13 protein-coding genes are annotated in these 14,961 nt (G+C 65.7%); 5 read left to right on the top strand and 8 right to left on the bottom strand.

The features are described 5' to 3' along the window. Nucleotides 1–181: 181 nt before the first annotated feature. Both radA and alr read right to left on the bottom strand, forming a co-directional pair. Nucleotides 182–1,558, bottom strand: a complete 1,377-nt coding sequence (radA, locus tag BTO02_RS09685; protein ID WP_075156853.1) for a DNA repair protein RadA — start codon at nt 1,556–1,558, stop codon at nt 182–184. Nucleotides 1,559–1,681: 123 nt separating this feature from the next. Beyond that, the gene (gene alr, locus BTO02_RS09680) at nt 1,682–2,752 is read right to left on the bottom strand and encodes an alanine racemase (protein WP_075156852.1); all 1,071 of its coding nucleotides are present in this window, start codon (nt 2,750–2,752) and stop codon (nt 1,682–1,684) included. A gap of 219 nt (nt 2,753–2,971) precedes the next feature. Here alr and lplT point away from each other — a divergent pair, with 219 nt between their 5' ends. Next, nucleotides 2,972–4,279 carry a lysophospholipid transporter LplT gene (lplT, locus tag BTO02_RS09675; RefSeq protein WP_075156851.1) on the top strand — a complete coding sequence of 436 codons (1,308 nt, stop codon included), beginning with the start codon at nt 2,972–2,974 and terminating at the stop codon, nt 4,277–4,279. 43 nt (nt 4,280–4,322) lie between these two features. After that, nucleotides 4,323–5,129 carry a bifunctional hydroxymethylpyrimidine kinase/phosphomethylpyrimidine kinase gene (gene thiD / locus BTO02_RS09670; RefSeq protein ID WP_075156850.1) on the top strand — a complete coding sequence of 269 codons (807 nt, stop codon included), beginning with the start codon at nt 4,323–4,325 and terminating at the stop codon, nt 5,127–5,129. Nucleotides 5,130–5,226: 97 nt separating this feature from the next. Here the strand turns inward: thiD and BTO02_RS09665 are convergent, their stop codons facing one another. From BTO02_RS09665 to tsaB, 4 genes are read right to left on the bottom strand one after another with little or no spacing between them, the layout of a single operon-like run. Next, nucleotides 5,227–6,198: a DUF1853 family protein gene (locus BTO02_RS09665; protein WP_075156849.1), complete on the bottom strand. Its 972-nt coding sequence runs from the start codon at nt 6,196–6,198 to the stop codon at nt 5,227–5,229. Then, the gene (locus BTO02_RS09660; protein ID WP_075156848.1) at nt 6,198–7,385 is read right to left on the bottom strand and encodes a uracil-DNA glycosylase family protein; all 1,188 of its coding nucleotides are present in this window, start codon (nt 7,383–7,385) and stop codon (nt 6,198–6,200) included. The genes BTO02_RS09665 and BTO02_RS09660 overlap by 1 nt, the downstream gene beginning before the upstream one ends. Beyond that, nucleotides 7,372–7,866 carry a ribosomal protein S18-alanine N-acetyltransferase gene (gene rimI / locus BTO02_RS09655; RefSeq protein WP_075156847.1) on the bottom strand — a complete coding sequence of 165 codons (495 nt, stop codon included), beginning with the start codon at nt 7,864–7,866 and terminating at the stop codon, nt 7,372–7,374. The genes BTO02_RS09660 and rimI overlap by 14 nt, the downstream gene beginning before the upstream one ends. Then, nucleotides 7,863–8,765 carry a tRNA (adenosine(37)-N6)-threonylcarbamoyltransferase complex dimerization subunit type 1 TsaB gene (tsaB, locus tag BTO02_RS09650; protein WP_075156846.1) on the bottom strand — a complete coding sequence of 301 codons (903 nt, stop codon included), beginning with the start codon at nt 8,763–8,765 and terminating at the stop codon, nt 7,863–7,865. Before tsaB ends, rimI begins: the two co-directional genes overlap by 4 nt. Nucleotides 8,766–8,897: 132 nt before the next feature. Here tsaB and BTO02_RS09645 point away from each other — a divergent pair, with 132 nt between their 5' ends. The 3 genes from BTO02_RS09645 to aceA all read left to right on the top strand — a co-directional run bounded on the left by BTO02_RS09645 (nt 8,898) and on the right by aceA (nt 12,996). Beyond that, entirely contained in the window at nt 8,898–9,161 is a 264-nt protein-coding gene (locus BTO02_RS09645) for an acyl-CoA-binding protein (protein WP_075156845.1), read from the top strand. A gap of 441 nt (nt 9,162–9,602) precedes the next feature. Continuing rightward, the gene (locus BTO02_RS09640; protein ID WP_075156844.1) at nt 9,603–11,282 is read left to right on the top strand and encodes a DEAD/DEAH box helicase; all 1,680 of its coding nucleotides are present in this window, start codon (nt 9,603–9,605) and stop codon (nt 11,280–11,282) included. Between the two features lie 391 nt (nt 11,283–11,673). After that, entirely contained in the window at nt 11,674–12,996 is a 1,323-nt protein-coding gene (aceA, locus tag BTO02_RS09635) for an isocitrate lyase (protein ID WP_075156843.1), read from the top strand. A gap of 313 nt (nt 12,997–13,309) precedes the next feature. On the opposite strand, the gene BTO02_RS09630 is transcribed toward aceA, so the two are convergent. Together BTO02_RS09630 and BTO02_RS09625 are read right to left on the bottom strand one after the other, a co-directional pair. Continuing rightward, nucleotides 13,310–13,744 (bottom strand): universal stress protein, encoded by a 435-nt coding sequence (locus BTO02_RS09630; protein ID WP_075158740.1) that lies wholly within the window; start codon nt 13,742–13,744, stop codon nt 13,310–13,312. A gap of 231 nt (nt 13,745–13,975) precedes the next feature. Continuing rightward, complete coding sequence (locus tag BTO02_RS09625; RefSeq protein ID WP_075156842.1) at nt 13,976–14,878, bottom strand: LysR family transcriptional regulator; 903 nt, start codon at nt 14,876–14,878, stop codon at nt 13,976–13,978. Nucleotides 14,879–14,961 lie beyond the last annotated feature (83 nt).

Genomic DNA, 14,961 nt, shown 5'->3' with positions numbered 1-14,961 from the left:
GTGCGTGACAGGGCAAAGTCGGCGTTGCACTCGAGGCCGCACTCCGGGTCGCTCGTCGACGGCCCGCAGACGGCCCGCGGATAGCGCGCGGACGACTCATGAACAGCCCTCGCACTGCCGTCGGATTGTTACCGGATCGCCGCCCCGCAATCCTCGCCGCCCGATCGCAACCGATGCGGCGTCACTCGAGCGTGCGCACGCGGTCGATTGCCTGCTCGATACGCTCGACCGCAATCACCTGCAGCCCGTCGATCGCCTGCTTCGGCGCATTCGCCTTCGGAATCAGCGCGACTGAAAACCCGAGCTTCGCGGCTTCCTTGAGGCGCTCCTGGCCGCGCGGCGACGGCCGGATCTCACCCGCGAGCCCCACCTCGCCGAACACGATGAGCCCCTTGGGCAGCGGCTTGTTGCGCATCGACGAATGAATCGCGAGCAGCACCGCGAGATCGGCTGCGGGCTCGGTGATCTTCACGCCGCCAACCGCATTCAGAAAAACATCCTGATCGAAACACGCGATGCCCGCATGCCGGTGCAGCACCGCGAGCAGCATCGCGAGCCGGTTCTGCTCGAGACCGACCGCGAGACGCCGCGGATTCGGCACGTTCGCGGTATCGACCAGGGCCTGCACTTCGACGAGCAGCGGCCGCGTGCCTTCCTGTGTGACGAGCACGCACGAGCCCGGCACGATCTGTTCGTGCTGCGACAGAAAGAGCGCGGATGGATTCGCGACGCCGCGCAACCCGCGCTCGGTCATCGCAAACACACCGAGTTCGTTCACGGCGCCAAAGCGATTCTTGAATGCGCGCACGAGGCGGAACGACGAATGCGTATCGCCTTCGAAATACAGCACTGTATCGACGATATGTTCGAGCACGCGCGGGCCGGCGAGATTGCCTTCCTTCGTGACGTGGCCGACCATAATGATCGCCGTGCCCGACTGCTTCGCGACGCGCGTGAGTTGCGCCGCGCATTCGCGCACCTGCGCAACCGAGCCGGGCGCCGACGTCAGCGCCTCCGAATAGACGGTCTGGATCGAATCGATGACGGCGACGTCGGGCCGCTCTTCGGCAATGGTCGCCTGGATTTTCTCGAGTTGAATCTCGGCGAGCAGCTTCAGCTCGTTCGCGTTCGAGCCCGGTTCGAGCAGCGACAGACGTTGCGCGCGCAACGCAATCTGCGCGGCCGACTCCTCGCCGCTCACATAGAGCGCGCGCCGCTCGCTCGCGATCTGCGCGAGCGACTGCAACAGTAATGTGGATTTGCCGATGCCCGGGTCGCCGCCGATCAGCACGACGCCGCCCGCGACGAGCCCGCCGCCGAGCACACGGTCGAACTCGCCGACGCCCGTTGAAAAGCGCGGCACGTCGGACGCTTCGATGTCGGCGAGGCGCTGCACCGGCGCGCTCTTCGCGAGCGACTGAAAGCGATGCGCGGAGGCCGATTCGGCCACTGTCTCGACCAGCGTATTCCACGCATGGCACGACGGACACTGCCCTTGCCACTTCGGCGACGACGCGCCGCATTCGGTGCAGGTGTACAACGTTTTCTGTTTAGCCACGCAGACTTTGCCTGATTCGTATTGTCATAGGTTAGGAAAAGCGGCAGGCCGCCTTTCTCATCGCGTGCACCGCGCGCGGCCGCTTCTTTCGCCAGGCGCTTTCGCCAGCGCTTCTGCCTGGACTTATTCCGCGCGGACCGGCACGCGCATCGCGACCGCGCACATGAGTTCGTAGCCGATCGTGCCGCACGCCTGCGCGACGTCGTCGATCGGCAATGCGTTGCCCCAGAGTTCGACACGCGAGCCGACACCGGCCTGCGGACACGGCGTCAGATCGACGGTGATCATGTCCATCGACACGCGCCCGACGATGCGCGTGCGAATGCCGTCGACGACGATCGGGGTGCCTTCGGGCGCGACGCGCGGGTAACCGTCTGCGTAACCACAGGCGACGACGCCGATGCGCATGCCCGCACGCGTCTTGAAGGTCGAACCGTAGCCGATCGTCTCGCCCTCGGGCAGCGTCTGCACGGCGATCAGTTCCGACGCGAGCGTCATGGCCGGCTGCAGCCCCGTGCTGCGAACATCGGAATGCACGCCCGACGGCGACGCCCCGTACAGCATGACGCCGGGACGCACCCAGTCGAAATGCGACTTCGGATGCCACAGTGTCGCCGCCGAATTCGCGAGGCTGCGCGCACCCGCGATGCCCTTCGCGCCGCGCTCGAACGCTTCCATCTGATGCTCGATGCCGCGCTCGCTGTCGGCATCGGAAAAGTGGGTCATCAGCGTGATCTGACCGACACCGGGGCACGCGCGCGCGCGCTCCCAGGCGGCGCGGAACCTGTCAGGCGTATAGCCGAGGCGGTTCATGCCGCTGTTCATCTTGAGCTGAATATTGACCGGCTTGGACAGCCGCGCCATTTCGAGCATGCGCAGCTGCTCGTCCGAGTGCAGCGCCGTGGTGAGGCTGTAGCGGTCGATCAGATCGATATCGGTCGGACGAAAGAATCCTTCGAGCAACAAAATCGGGCCCGCCCAGCCCAATTCGCGCAACTTCACCGCTTCTTCGAGGTCCAGCAACCCAAAGCCGTCCGTGGCGCGCAACCCCGGGAACGCACGCGCAAGCCCGTGGCCATACGCATTCGCCTTGACGATTGCCCAGATTTTGGACTTCGGCGCGTAGCGTCGAACCACGGCGAGATTGTTGGCGAGAGCGGCGGTATGGATCGTGGCAAGGAGCGGGCGCGGCATGGGAATTTTACGTAAAGACACTTTCGAATCAGCAGCTTACATCGCGTTTTCAGCGCCACGAAGCCCGCTGCGACTGGACGATCAAGGATTTTGCTAGTCAGTATTCAGCTATTTTCATGATATAAAGCCGTGCGCACAACCCATTTCGAACGGAATAAGCCCGAACGTCATATCCACGGTCTTGCCCGCCAGACCGTCGCGAGGACAGCATCGCATCAGATGAAAAAAGGTTTTTACACGATCATGGCCGCGCAGTTCTTCTCGTCGCTGGCCGACAATGCGCTGCTGATCGCTGCCATCGCACTGCTGAAAGACCTTCATGCCCCCAATTGGATGACGCCGCTGCTCAAGCTGTTCTTTGTGCTGTCGTACGTCGTGCTGGCCGCCTTCGTCGGCGCGTTCGCCGACTCGCGGCCCAAGGGGCGCGTGATGTTCGTGACGAACACGATCAAGGTGATCGGCTGCGTCACGATGCTCGTCGGCGCGCATCCGCTCATTGCATACGGCATCGTCGGCTTCGGCGCCGCGGCCTATTCGCCGGCCAAGTACGGCATACTCACCGAGCTGCTGCCGCCTGACCGGCTCGTCGCGGCCAACGGCTGGATAGAAGGCACGACGGTCGGCTCGATCATCCTCGGCACGGTGCTCGGCGGCGCGCTGATCAGCCCGCATATCGCCTCGCACATCATCAAACACACGCCACCCGCGATTCACACGCCCGCCGAGGCGGCGATGCTGATCATCATCGTCATCTATGTCGTCGCGGCGCTCTTCAATCTGCGCATCCCCGACACCGGCGCGCGCTATCCGAAACAGGAGCGCGGGCCGCTCAAGCTCATCACCGACTTCGCCGACTGTTTCAACGTGCTCTGGCACGACAAGCTCGGCCAGATCTCGCTCGCCGTCACGACGCTGTTCTGGGGCGCGGGCGCGACGCTGCAGTTCATCGTGCTGAAATGGGCCGAAGTGTCGCTCGGCATGTCGCTGTCGGAGGGCGCGATCCTGCAGGCCGTGGTCGCGGTCGGCGTCGCGGCGGGCGCGATGATCGCCGCGGCGCGCGTGCCGCTGAAGAAATCGCTGTCGGTGCTGCCGGTCGGCATCCTCATGGGCATCGCGGTGATGCTGATGGCGTTCTACACGCGGCACCTGTTTCCGCCGCATTGGGGCATCTATTTCGGCCGCATGCATATCGGCGGCTACCTGATCTTCGCGTACCTGTTCCTGATGGTGGTCGGCGCGCTATCGGGCTTTTTTGTCGTGCCGATGAATGCGCTGCTGCAGCATCGCGGCCACGTGCTGCTGTCGGCCGGCCACTCGATCGCGGTGCAGAATTTCAACGAAAACCTGTCCGTGCTCGTCATGCTGTGCCTCTACGCAGTGCTCGTCTGGCTCGACGTGCCGATCACGATCGTGATCGTGCTGTTCGGCACCTTCGTTTGCGTGATGATGTGGCTCGTGATGCGGCGCCACCAGGCGAATCAGCGAGCATTCGATTCGGTCGCGCTGATCGGCGAAGCGCGGCACTGACCGCGCGCCACGGGTTCGACCGCCCTGCCTTCCCCGTTCTTTCATGACCCAAGCCATTCCCAACGTCCTGACGATCGCCGGCTCCGATTCCGGCGGCGGCGCCGGCATCCAGGCCGATCTGAAGGCGTTTTCGGCGCTCGGCGCGTACGGCGCGAGCGTGATTACCGCGCTGACCGCGCAGAATACGCGCGGCGTGACCGCGATTCACACGCCCGACCCCGGTTTCGTCACGGCGCAGCTCGACGCCGTGTTCGACGATATCCGCATCGACGCGGTGAAGATCGGCATGCTCGCGAACGCGCAGATCGTGCGCGCGGTCGCCGAGGCGCTGCGGCGCTACCGGCCGTCGCATGTCGTGCTCGACACGGTGATGATTTCGAAGAGCAACCATGCGCTGCTTGCGCCTGATGCGGTCGACGCGTTGCGCGACGAATTGCTGCCGCTCGCCGATCTGCTGACGCCGAATCTGCCCGAGGCAGCGGCGTTGCTCGGCACGGCGGCGGCTAGCGACGAAGGCGCGATGGTAAGCCAGGGCGAAGCGCTGCGTGCGCGCGGCGCACGCGCCGTGCTGATGAAAGGCGGCCACCTCGCAGCCGCCGACAGCCCCGATTGGCTCATCGAGTCAGGCGGCACGCTGCGCGTGGGCGGCCCGCGCGTGCCGGTGCGCAATACACATGGCACCGGATGCACGTTGTCCTCGGCGGTTGCAGCGTTATTGCCGCAGCGGCGCGACCTCGCCAGCGCGGTCGTCGATGCGAAGCAATATCTGACCGGCGCGCTCGAGCAGAGTGCGCGACTCGACGTCGGTCGCGGCGTCGGTCCTGTGCACCATTTTCATCGGTGGTGGTGAGCGCGGGCGGGTCTGATCGATCAACCGCGACTAATCGGTCAAGCCGGCCACGCGGCCACCAGCGAAACGGCCAACCAGTCAGCACCCCGCCCTGCGCCTAAGCACGCGCAAACGCGAGCGCCTGCGTGGGCCACGCATCCGGCACGACGAAACCGCGCGACGTCTCGCGCCAGCCGCGCTGTTCGTCATCGGCGGCAAACGTCGCGACCATCGTGGGGCCGCTATGCTGCGCGAGTTGTGCGCTCAACGCCCGTATGTCGAAAAGGCCCGCGGCGCTTGCATCGCCGCTGCGGCGCCGCCGCGATAGCCATTGAAGTCGCGGCAGAACGGACCACGCGTCGCCCAGCGGCGCGGCAAACGACGGCCACTCCGCTCGTGTCGTCCACCAGCCACGCGCATGGTCCGGTTCGATCTCGGACGGTTCGGCGGGCGTGCCGCCATCGCGATAGAACAACCAGCCCTTGACGAACATTTGCGCGTCCCATGGTCCAACGTGACCAAGCGATGCGAATTCGGCGCGCGCGCTCAACGGCAGTTGATGATCGAGCAAACGGCGTAGCTTCACGTCGAAACGATCCTGCAGATTCGGTCCGACATAGTCCGCGAGCTGAGCGCGGCTTTCGCCTGCGTGCAGATAGCATTTGACCGCGAGCTCCCAATGCAGCCGCCGGCTCGTCCGCGTTTGAACGAGGAAGTCGCATTCGCCGAGCGTGAGGCCATTGCGCCGCAACGCCACGTTCGCGGCCACGAGGCGCGCGGCCGGCCCATGCTGCAACGACCACGCGAGCAGGCACTCCGCGTAACGGCCAAGGCGCGTCACATGCGCGGCGGCGATGTGACGATGCAGCGCAGCGGAGTCGGCATCTTCGGCGGCGAGCCAGTCGAGCGTCGCGGCTGCTTCGTCGGCCGACTCGAACGGCTCGGCCAGCACGCCGGCAGGCGGTTGCGCGCGCAACAGGTCCGGACTGAACAGCAGCCACGCGAGATCGCGCACCGCCGGGTCGGACAGACGCTCGAGTCGCGCGGCATCGCGCGGCGCCAATCCGGCAGACGGGCCGTCGGCGGCCATCAGTCGGCCACGGGACGGGTTGCGGCATCGGCAACGGAACCCGCGTTCGCACCCGCCTTGCGCCACGTCTCGCGCGCAAGACACAGGTCCTGCCACGCCTTGGCTTTGTCGTGCAGACTGCGCAGCAGATACGCGGGGTGATACGTGACGATCACGGGCACACCTTCGTACGTATGCACGCGTCCACGCAGCGACGAAATGCTCGCATCGGTCTTCAGCAGGCTTTGCGCGGCGAAGCGGCCGAGCGCGACGATCAGCTTCGGTTTGACGAGCGCGACCTGGCGCTGCAGATACGGTTCGCAGCGCGCAACCTCCTCGGGCTCGGGATTGCGGTTACCCGGCGGCCGGCACTTGAGCACGTTCGCGATATAAACATTCGCGCCGCGCGCCAGCGACAACGAATGCAGCATGTTGTCGAGCAGCTTGCCAGCCTGGCCGACGAACGGCTCACCCTGACGGTCCTCGTTCTCGCCCGGCGCTTCGCCGATCAGCATCCAGTCCGCTTCGCGGTCGCCGACCCCGAAGACCGTCTGCGTGCGCTTCTCGCAGAGGCGGCAGCGTTCGCAACCGGCCACGCGCTGCGCGAGCGCGTCCCAGTCGAGCGAGGCGAGCGGCGGCGACGACGATTCAGTGCCGGGATCGTCGCTCGGGAAGCCAGCAGGATGATCGGGCGCCAGCGCGCGCGCGCGCGACGACGGCTGCGCGGGAAGCTCGTCGAACCATGCGAAGTCGTCGTCGGGCGGTGTTGATTGCGCCATTGATCGCGCCGCTGGTTGTGCCGGCGCAGTGGGTTCCGGACGCGCTGCGACGGGTCTGCGTCCCGCGTCCGGCGACTCGCTTCGCGACGTCGATTCACTCGGCGCGGCGCGCTGCGCGGGCGCGGCAACATCGGACAACGGAACGTCGGCGCGCCTCGTCGCTGCGCCGGACTCGGAGCCGATGCCGGCGCCCGCCTCACCGCGCGCGATCGCCGCGGCATCGGGTGTCTGCCCTCCACGCGCGGCATCGGGCACATCGGGCAATGCGTTCGCCTGCGCATGCGCCGCTACGGCGCCTCGCGCGTGCGCGACATCGGCGCGCGCGCGGCCTTCTGCGTCCCCGGGCGCCGCCAGTGCATTCGCGCTACCGCGCCTCACCCACAGCGGCGCGAGGCCGAGTTCTTCCAGCGCGGACTCATGCAACGCCATCGGCGCCCTCCTTCTCAAAAGAAAATCGCATCACGATTGCGTCTTCCCGGCTGCGGTGCCGCGCCGGATAGTAGTTCTTGCGCCGGCCGATCGACGCAAAGCCGAAGCGCTCGTATAGCCGGATCGCGCGATGGTTCGACGGCCGCACTTCGAGCAGCAGACCCGTCAGCTTTTCCGCATGCGTGATGCGCACCGCTTCGCGCAGCAGCGCGAGCCCCGCGCCCGCATGCTGCGCCGGCGGTGCGACGCATAGATTCAGCAGATGCATCTCGTCGACGACCGGCATCAGCACGCAGTAACCGATCAGCGTCCCCGTTACGTGCCGCAGACAGATGCCGAAATAGCCGTTGCGCAGCGAGTCTTCGAAATTGCCGCGCGACCACGGAAACTCGTAGGCGAGCCGTTCGACGATGGCGACTTCGTCGAGGTCGCCCTCGGTCATCGGCGACATGTAGCGGTCCGCGAGCAATACGCCGCTCATTGGGGAGGCTCGCTGGCGTGGCTGCGCGACGGGTCGCCCGCCTGGCCTTGCGCGGCTTTCACGGCAAGCCGTTCGGCCGTGGTCAGTGCAACCTTGTCGCGCACGTATTCGGGTGCCGCCTGATCGGCCGGCACCGTGCGCCCCGCGCGCCATGCGCGCAACGCGGCAAACGCGATTGGCAGCGCATGCGGCAGCGCCTCGCCGTCGATCGCGCGCGCGCCCGCAGCAATCGCGAGCCGCGCGCCGAACACTGCGGCCGCGTTGCCGGCAAGCGTGTACGGCACGTCGGGCGCGACAATCCGTTCGGGCGCATCGAGCGCCGCGGCGCGCACCGCGTGCCAGTCTTGCAGCGCATCGTCCCATGCGTAGTCGGCCCAATAGACTTCGTCCATCCGCGCATCGAGTGCGGCGAGCACGCGCGTCGCCGACGGATCGCGCCGGCGTGCGCTTTCCGCACACGCGGCAAGCGTGCCGATCGGCACGACGGGGCAGCCGAGCCCAAACGCGAGCCCTTGCGCGGCACCGGTTGCCGTACGCAAGCCCGTGAACGAGCCTGGACCCGCGCCGAACGCGATTGCGTTGCACGCGCGCAGCGCGTAACCAGCTTCGTCGAACAGCTCGCGAATGGCGGGCAGGAGGCGCGTGCTGGACACCGCGCCGGTCGACTCGTGGCGCGACCAGACCCGCGGTTCATCAGACGCGCCGGCCGATAAACCGTCGACCGGCGAACCGCCGGCCAAACCACGGGCCGACGAACCACGTCCCGGCGAATCACCGGCCAGCGAATCATCGGCCAGCGAACGCAAGGACGAACCCGCAGGCGGATTCGCAACGGCAAGCAACGCGACCGAGCAGAATTCGGTCGATGTATCGAGGGCAAGCAGCACAGTGTCGGTCATGGCCGATATTGTAATGCGCGACCTTCGCGCGTCGGTCGCGAAGCCGACCCGGCGCCACACATCTGCGGTTCGCACTTGTGCCGCTGCGCTTGTTATGATCGTCAGCCGATCCGACCTTTCGCGGAGTCATCGATGAGCGACGTCGATTCACGCTTCAACCAGGCAGTCAACGACGTAAAGCAGTTGTCTGAACGACCGGGCGACCTCACGTTGCTGCGTCTTTACGGACTCTACAAGCAGGCAACCGCCGGCGACGCGCCCGACGAACGGCCAGGCTTCGCGGACATCGCCGGCAAATACAAACACGACGCATGGGCGGCGTTGAAAGGCCTCGCGCCCGAAACCGCCAGGCAGGAATACGTCGAACTCGTCGAATCGCTGAAAAGCGGCGCTTGATTCGCATGACTGCACGGGCCGTGCAGGTTTCGGACGGTCCGGAACACATCCGCGCGTGCCATTGGTCTGGGCCATGACCGTTTCATGTCAAATAAGTGGCGCAGTGCAGCAAAGTTAGCTATAATTGCCGCTGCACTTGCAAACGCCGGTGCAGTAAAGCGTTTTGCTCCAATCCAGTTTAGAACCTGTCACCTCCCTGCCACGTGCCCTGCTTTTCTACGGGCCACCACGTAAGGCTGGCGGTAAGCCCTCCCGGCGCACCGCATCCGATACAGCTTCTAACGAAAAGCTCGCCTTCATTGTCGCGAGCTGCCCCCGTTTTACGGTTTGCTCGCTGCTGTCTGCTCGCTGAATCCGACAACTTGGGTAATGCCGATTGGCGCCGACGTTTCATCCCCTGGTTTCATCCAAGGGGTTCGTTCCCATGCTTCAAGGATTTTCATGACTTCGAGCAACACCACCAGCCCGTTGAACGCAATCGCCGATGCCGCCCTCGGTCTTGACACGCCCTCCATCGCCGAAGCAACGGCGGCGCGTGCCGACGCACCGGTCGACGCAACGAATGCGGCGAATGCAGCGGACGCAGCCGGCGCCGATCAAGGACCGACCTTCGCCTCGCTCGGGCTTTCGGAAGAGATTCTTTCCGCACTGACCGCGGCGGGCTACAAAGCGCCGACGCCGGTTCAGCAGCGCGCCATTCCGGCGGGCATCGCCGGGCGCGATCTGCTCGTCTCGAGCCCGACCGGTTCGGGCAAGACGGCCGCATTCATGCTGCCGGCCATCGAGCGTTTCGCCCAGTTGCAAAAAACCCAGGCCCAGCAACCGCGCCCGTCGGGCGATCCGCGCAGCGCCGATCGCCGCACGCGCCGTCCGCAGCCGGTCGCGCGCCCGGGTCTGCTCGTGCTCACGCCGACGCGCGAACTCGCGATGCAGGTCACCACGGCCGCGTCGACCTACGGCAAGCACCTGCGCCGGCTGCGCACCGTCAGCATTCTGGGCGGCGTCGCCTACGGTCAGCAGTTGATGCTGCTCGCGAAGAACCCTGAAGTTCTCGTCGCGACGCCGGGTCGTCTGCTCGACCATCTCGAGCGCGGCCGGATCGATCTGTCGGAACTGCAGATGCTCGTGCTCGACGAAGCCGATCGCATGCTCGATATGGGCTTTATCGACGACATCGAAACGATCGTCGCCGCAACGCCCGCTTCGCGCCAGACCATGCTGTTCTCGGCAACGCTCGACGGCAAGATCGGCTCGCTGACGAGCCGCCTGCTGAATAACCCCGAGCGCATCGAAATCACGCAACGCATCGAGCAGCGCGCCAATATCGCGCAAACCGTGCATTACGTCGACGACCGCGACCATAAGGATCGCCTGCTCGATCATCTGTTGCGCGACGCGGGCCTCGATCAGGCCATCGTCTTCACGGCAACGAAGAGCGACGCGGACCAGCTTGCCGGCCGTCTTGCGGACGCGGGCTTCCAGTCCGCCGCGTTGCACGGCGACCTGCCGCAAGGCGCGCGCAACCGTACGATTCGCGCGCTGCGCGAGCGCCGCGTGCGCGTGCTCGTCGCCACCGATGTCGCGGCGCGCGGCATCGATATCCCCGGCATCACGCACGTGTTCAACTACGATCTGCCGAAGTTCGCGGAAGACTACGTGCACCGTATCGGCCGCACGGGCCGCGCGGGTCGCTCGGGTATCGCGGTGAGTCTCGTGCATCACGCGGAACAGGGTGCGTTGAAGCGCATCGAACGTTTCGTGCGGGCACCGCTGCCTGTCAACGTCATCGAAGGCTTCGAACCGCGCAGGGCACCGCCCGCAGGCGGCCGCGGCGGTTTTGGCGGCGGACGTGGACGTCCTGGCGGCAACGGCGGCGGCCGGCGCTTCGGCGGCGGCAAGCCGGGCGGCAGCGGCAGCTATGGCGGCTCGCGCGAAGGCGGCGGCTACGGTGGTGGCAATGGCAGCGGCGGTCGCGGCTGGAGCGGCAAGTCGTCCAGCGGCGGTCGCGACGGCTACGGCGCATCGCGCGGCGAAGGCGGCAGCAGCTATGCCGGTTCGCGCGACGGAGGCTTTGGCGCACGCCGCGGCGACGGTCCGCGCAATCCGCGTCGCGGCAGCTAACTGCCCGACCTCGCCACAAACAAGCGAAGCGTTAGAGCAGCATACGCAATCTCGCAAAGCCCGCCTCGGCGGGCTTTTTTTCGCCCATCCGCAGATTTCACAATATGGAAAAATTTTTTGAGTCGTAAAAAATCGTGCTGCAAGGCACAACCGACGACATTGCAACATGGGAAAAGGATTTCCATGATGCGAAAAGTATTCTCCAATCCATTGATTTTAATAAATTAAATTACCAGAAAAAACGTTCGCTACCGCCTGTTGCCGCTTCCGCCGCGCGCCTAGACTCTTATATAAGACTTCGCGCTCCGGAGACATCGCAAGCCTGTCTTCCGCCTACCGAGTCCCGCTATTCCACTGTTCAAAACCGGTCTTTATCGAAAGGGAGCACACCATGTCACGCGAACAACAGGTTCAACAGCTGCAGCAGCAATGGAACACCGACGCGCGCTGGAAAGGCATCAAGCGCAGCTACACCGCCGAGGACGTCGTGCGGCTGCGCGGTTCGGTCGCGCTCGAGCACACGCTCGCGAGGCGCGGCGCGGAAAAACTATGGGCCGCGATGCAATCGGAGCCGTTCGTCAACGCGCTCGGCGCGCTGACCGGCAACCAGGCGATGCAGCAGGTCAAGGCCGGCCTCAAGGCGATCTACCTGTCCGGATGGCAAGTCGCGGGCGATGCGAACGTGGCCGGCGAAATGTATCCGGACCAGTCGCTGTATCCGGCCAACTCGGTGCCGCTCGTCGTCAAGCGCATCAACAACACGCTGATGCGCGCCGACCAGATCCAGTGGTCGGAAGGCAAGAATCCGGGCGACGAGGGCTATCTCGACTACTTCGCGCCGATCGTGGCCGATGCGGAAGCGGGCTTCGGCGGCGTGCTGAACGCGTTCGAACTGATGAAGTCGATGATCGAAGCGGGCGCGGCCGGCGTGCACTTCGAAGACCAGCTCGCGTCGGTGAAGAAATGCGGCCACATGGGCGGCAAAGTGCTCGTGCCGACACGCGAAAACGTCGCCAAGCTGACCGCCGCGCGTCTTGCAGCCGATATCTGCGGCACGCCGACCATTCTGCTTGCGCGCACCGACGCCGAAGCCGCCGACCTCATCACCTCCGACATCGACGAAAACGACAAGCCGTTCCTGACCGGCGAGCGCACCGTCGAAGGCTTTTTCCGCACGAAGCCCGGACTTGCGCAAGCCGTGTCGCGCGGGCTTGCGTATGCGCCATATGCGGACCTGATCTGGTGCGAGACCGGCAAGCCCGATCTCGAATTCGCGAAGAGATTCGCCGAAGCGATTCACAAGCAGTTCCCGGACAAGATGCTGTCGTACAACTGCTCGCCATCGTTCAACTGGAAGAAGAACCTCGACGACGCAACGATCGCGAAGTTCCAGAAGGAGCTCGGCGCGATGGGCTACAAGTTCCAGTTCATCACGCTCGCGGGCTTCCACGCGCTCAACTACTCGATGTTCCATCTCGCGCACGGATATGCACGCACGCAGATGAGCGCGTTCGTCGAAATGCAGCAGGCTGAATTCGCCGCCGCCGAACAGGGCTTTACGGCCGTCAAGCATCAGCGCGAAGTCGGTACAGGCTATTTCGATGCGGTCACGCAAACGGTCGAGCGCGAAGCATCGACGACCGCACTGCATGGATCGACCGAAGACGAACAGTTCTTCGAGAAGCCGGCCACGCTCGACAAAAAGGTCGCCTAACGAGGCTGTCGGCTTGGCGCATCGTCGCGCCGCGGGTCGCGCGAACGGGTCGGGCACGCTCATGTGGCCCCGCCCGGCCCGGGCCGCCCGCGCGGCGATACGCGCCGCGCGAGGCCGGGCGCGCCAGAGGCCCATGCGCGACCGGAACACAATCGGAAACGCGCCGGAAACGCACCGGGAACACACTCGGAACACACTGGAAAAACGCCGGGAACGCGCCGGGAACGCGCCGGCAAAGCACCGCGGCAACGCAGCGGCAACGCACCGGCACGCAGCGCGCCGCGCGAGCGGCCGCGCCAAACCATCAACGCCTTCACCGATAAACGATCACCGGGATCTTCGTATGCGTGAGCACGCGTTGCGTCTCGCTGCCGATCAGCAAGCTACCGAGGCCGCGCCGTCCATGCGATGCCATGAAGATCACATCGCAGCCGCCCTGCTCGGCCGCTTCGATAATGCCGAGGTACGGCGACGGATGCACGCTCGTGTGGCTCGTGCACGCGACGCCCGCGCCGCGCGCCGCCTCTTCGACTTCGCGCAGATGGTCGCGCGCCTCGCGCTCGCTGCGGTCCTGGAACTCGACCGGCGGCTCGACCACGACTTCGGAAAACGGCGAATACGGATACTGCGGCAGACACGCGTAAGCGGTGACGCGCGCGCCGACCGCTTGCGCAAGATCGATCGCGCCGTCGATCGCTTTCTTCGACAGTTCCGAGCCATCGGTCGGTACGAGGATATGCTTGAACATGTTGCTCTCCGTCGTCGACTGCGGGTGCACGCGGGGCCTCGCGCGCCACGATACGAACGGCGCCCGCACCGGAGCGGCGGCGGCAGGCCTGCTGAGACGATTGTAGTGCGCCGGAATTGTCCGCACGCGGCGTTTGAGGGTCAGTCCGATTATCGGAAACCCGCGCGGCGTATGCGCCGATGCATGGCGCACAATTGCGCAGGACAGCGAACCTGCGCGTTTCGTTGCGCGTTACTGCCAGTAGTTCGGTTCAGCGTAGGTCTGCTTGAGCAAGTCGAGAAAGAGGCGCACCCGCAGCGGCAAATGGCGGCGCTGCGCGAACACCGCGTGAATGCCGATCGGCGGCGCGGCGAACGCATCGAGCACGGTGACGAGACGCCCCGCTGCGAGATCGGCGCCGACCTCCCACCACGAGCGCCACGCGAGCCCGTAGCCGGCGAGACACCACTCGTGCAGCACGGCGCCATCCGAACATTCCATCGTGCCCGACACCTTGATCGTGGCGATCTTGCCGTCGTGCTCGAACATCCAGCCGCGCTGCTGGTTCGCGCTTGCCGCGAGCGCAAGACAGTTGTGATGCGCAAGGTCGGCAAGCGTCTGCGGGGTACCGCGCCGCGTCAGATACAACGGCGCCGCGACGCAGACGCGCCGGTTCTCTCCGAGGCGCAGCGATACGAGCGACGAATCGGGCAGCTCGCCGAGGCGCACCGCGCAGTCGAACCCTTCGTTGACGAGGTCGACGAGCCGGTCGGACAGATCGAGCGTGACCGTGACATCGGCATGCGCCGCCGTAAACGCGGCGACGAGCGGTGCGACGTGCAGCCGGCCGAAACCCGCGGGCGCCGAGACGCGCAGATGACCGCTCGCTTTCACGCCGCCCGCGGACACGCTCGCTTCCGCGTTGTTCATATCGTTGAGGATGCGCTGACAGTCTTCGAGAAACGCCGTTCCTTCGAACGTCAAGGTAATGCGGCGCGTCGTACGCACCAGCAGCTTGACGCCAAGCCGCTCCTCGAGCGCATCGATGCGGCGGCCGATGATGGCGGGCGCCACGCCTTCGGCCTGCGCAGCCGCCGACAGGCTGCCGCGCGCGGCGACAGTCGCAAAAGTTTCGATCTGCTTGAAGCGGTCCATGGCGATGTGGAACGGAGTTCGAGGCGGACTGTGACGCGGCGGCACGCGCGCCTGGACGAAGAGGCGTCCAGAAACGATGATCG

The organism is Paraburkholderia sp. SOS3, assembly GCF_001922345.1.
GTDB lineage: Bacteria > Pseudomonadota > Gammaproteobacteria > Burkholderiales > Burkholderiaceae > Paraburkholderia.
Note: the sequence above shows the minus strand (reverse complement) of the source record. Positions and strands in the feature narration are given on the sequence as shown.

What these genes read in the sequence shown, in the direction of transcription:
- alr (WP_075156852.1), bottom strand. Translation starts at nt 2,752, where the DNA reads ATGCCGCGCCCGCTCCTTGCCACGATCCATACCGCCGCTCTCGCCAAC.
- lplT (WP_075156851.1), top strand. Translation starts at nt 2,972, where the DNA reads ATGAAAAAAGGTTTTTACACGATCATGGCCGCGCAGTTCTTCTCGTCG.
- thiD (WP_075156850.1), top strand. Translation starts at nt 4,323, where the DNA reads ATGACCCAAGCCATTCCCAACGTCCTGACGATCGCCGGCTCCGATTCC.
- BTO02_RS09665 (WP_075156849.1), bottom strand. Translation starts at nt 6,198, where the DNA reads ATGGCCGCCGACGGCCCGTCTGCCGGATTGGCGCCGCGCGATGCCGCG.
- BTO02_RS09660 (WP_075156848.1), bottom strand. Translation starts at nt 7,385, where the DNA reads ATGGCGTTGCATGAGTCCGCGCTGGAAGAACTCGGCCTCGCGCCGCTG.
- rimI (WP_075156847.1), bottom strand. Translation starts at nt 7,866, where the DNA reads ATGAGCGGCGTATTGCTCGCGGACCGCTACATGTCGCCGATGACCGAG.
- tsaB (WP_075156846.1), bottom strand. Translation starts at nt 8,765, where the DNA reads ATGACCGACACTGTGCTGCTTGCCCTCGATACATCGACCGAATTCTGC.
- BTO02_RS09645 (WP_075156845.1), top strand. Translation starts at nt 8,898, where the DNA reads ATGAGCGACGTCGATTCACGCTTCAACCAGGCAGTCAACGACGTAAAG.
- BTO02_RS09640 (WP_075156844.1), top strand. Translation starts at nt 9,603, where the DNA reads ATGACTTCGAGCAACACCACCAGCCCGTTGAACGCAATCGCCGATGCC.
- aceA (WP_075156843.1), top strand. Translation starts at nt 11,674, where the DNA reads ATGTCACGCGAACAACAGGTTCAACAGCTGCAGCAGCAATGGAACACC.
- BTO02_RS09630 (WP_075158740.1), bottom strand. Translation starts at nt 13,744, where the DNA reads ATGTTCAAGCATATCCTCGTACCGACCGATGGCTCGGAACTGTCGAAG.
- BTO02_RS09625 (WP_075156842.1), bottom strand. Translation starts at nt 14,878, where the DNA reads ATGGACCGCTTCAAGCAGATCGAAACTTTTGCGACTGTCGCCGCGCGC.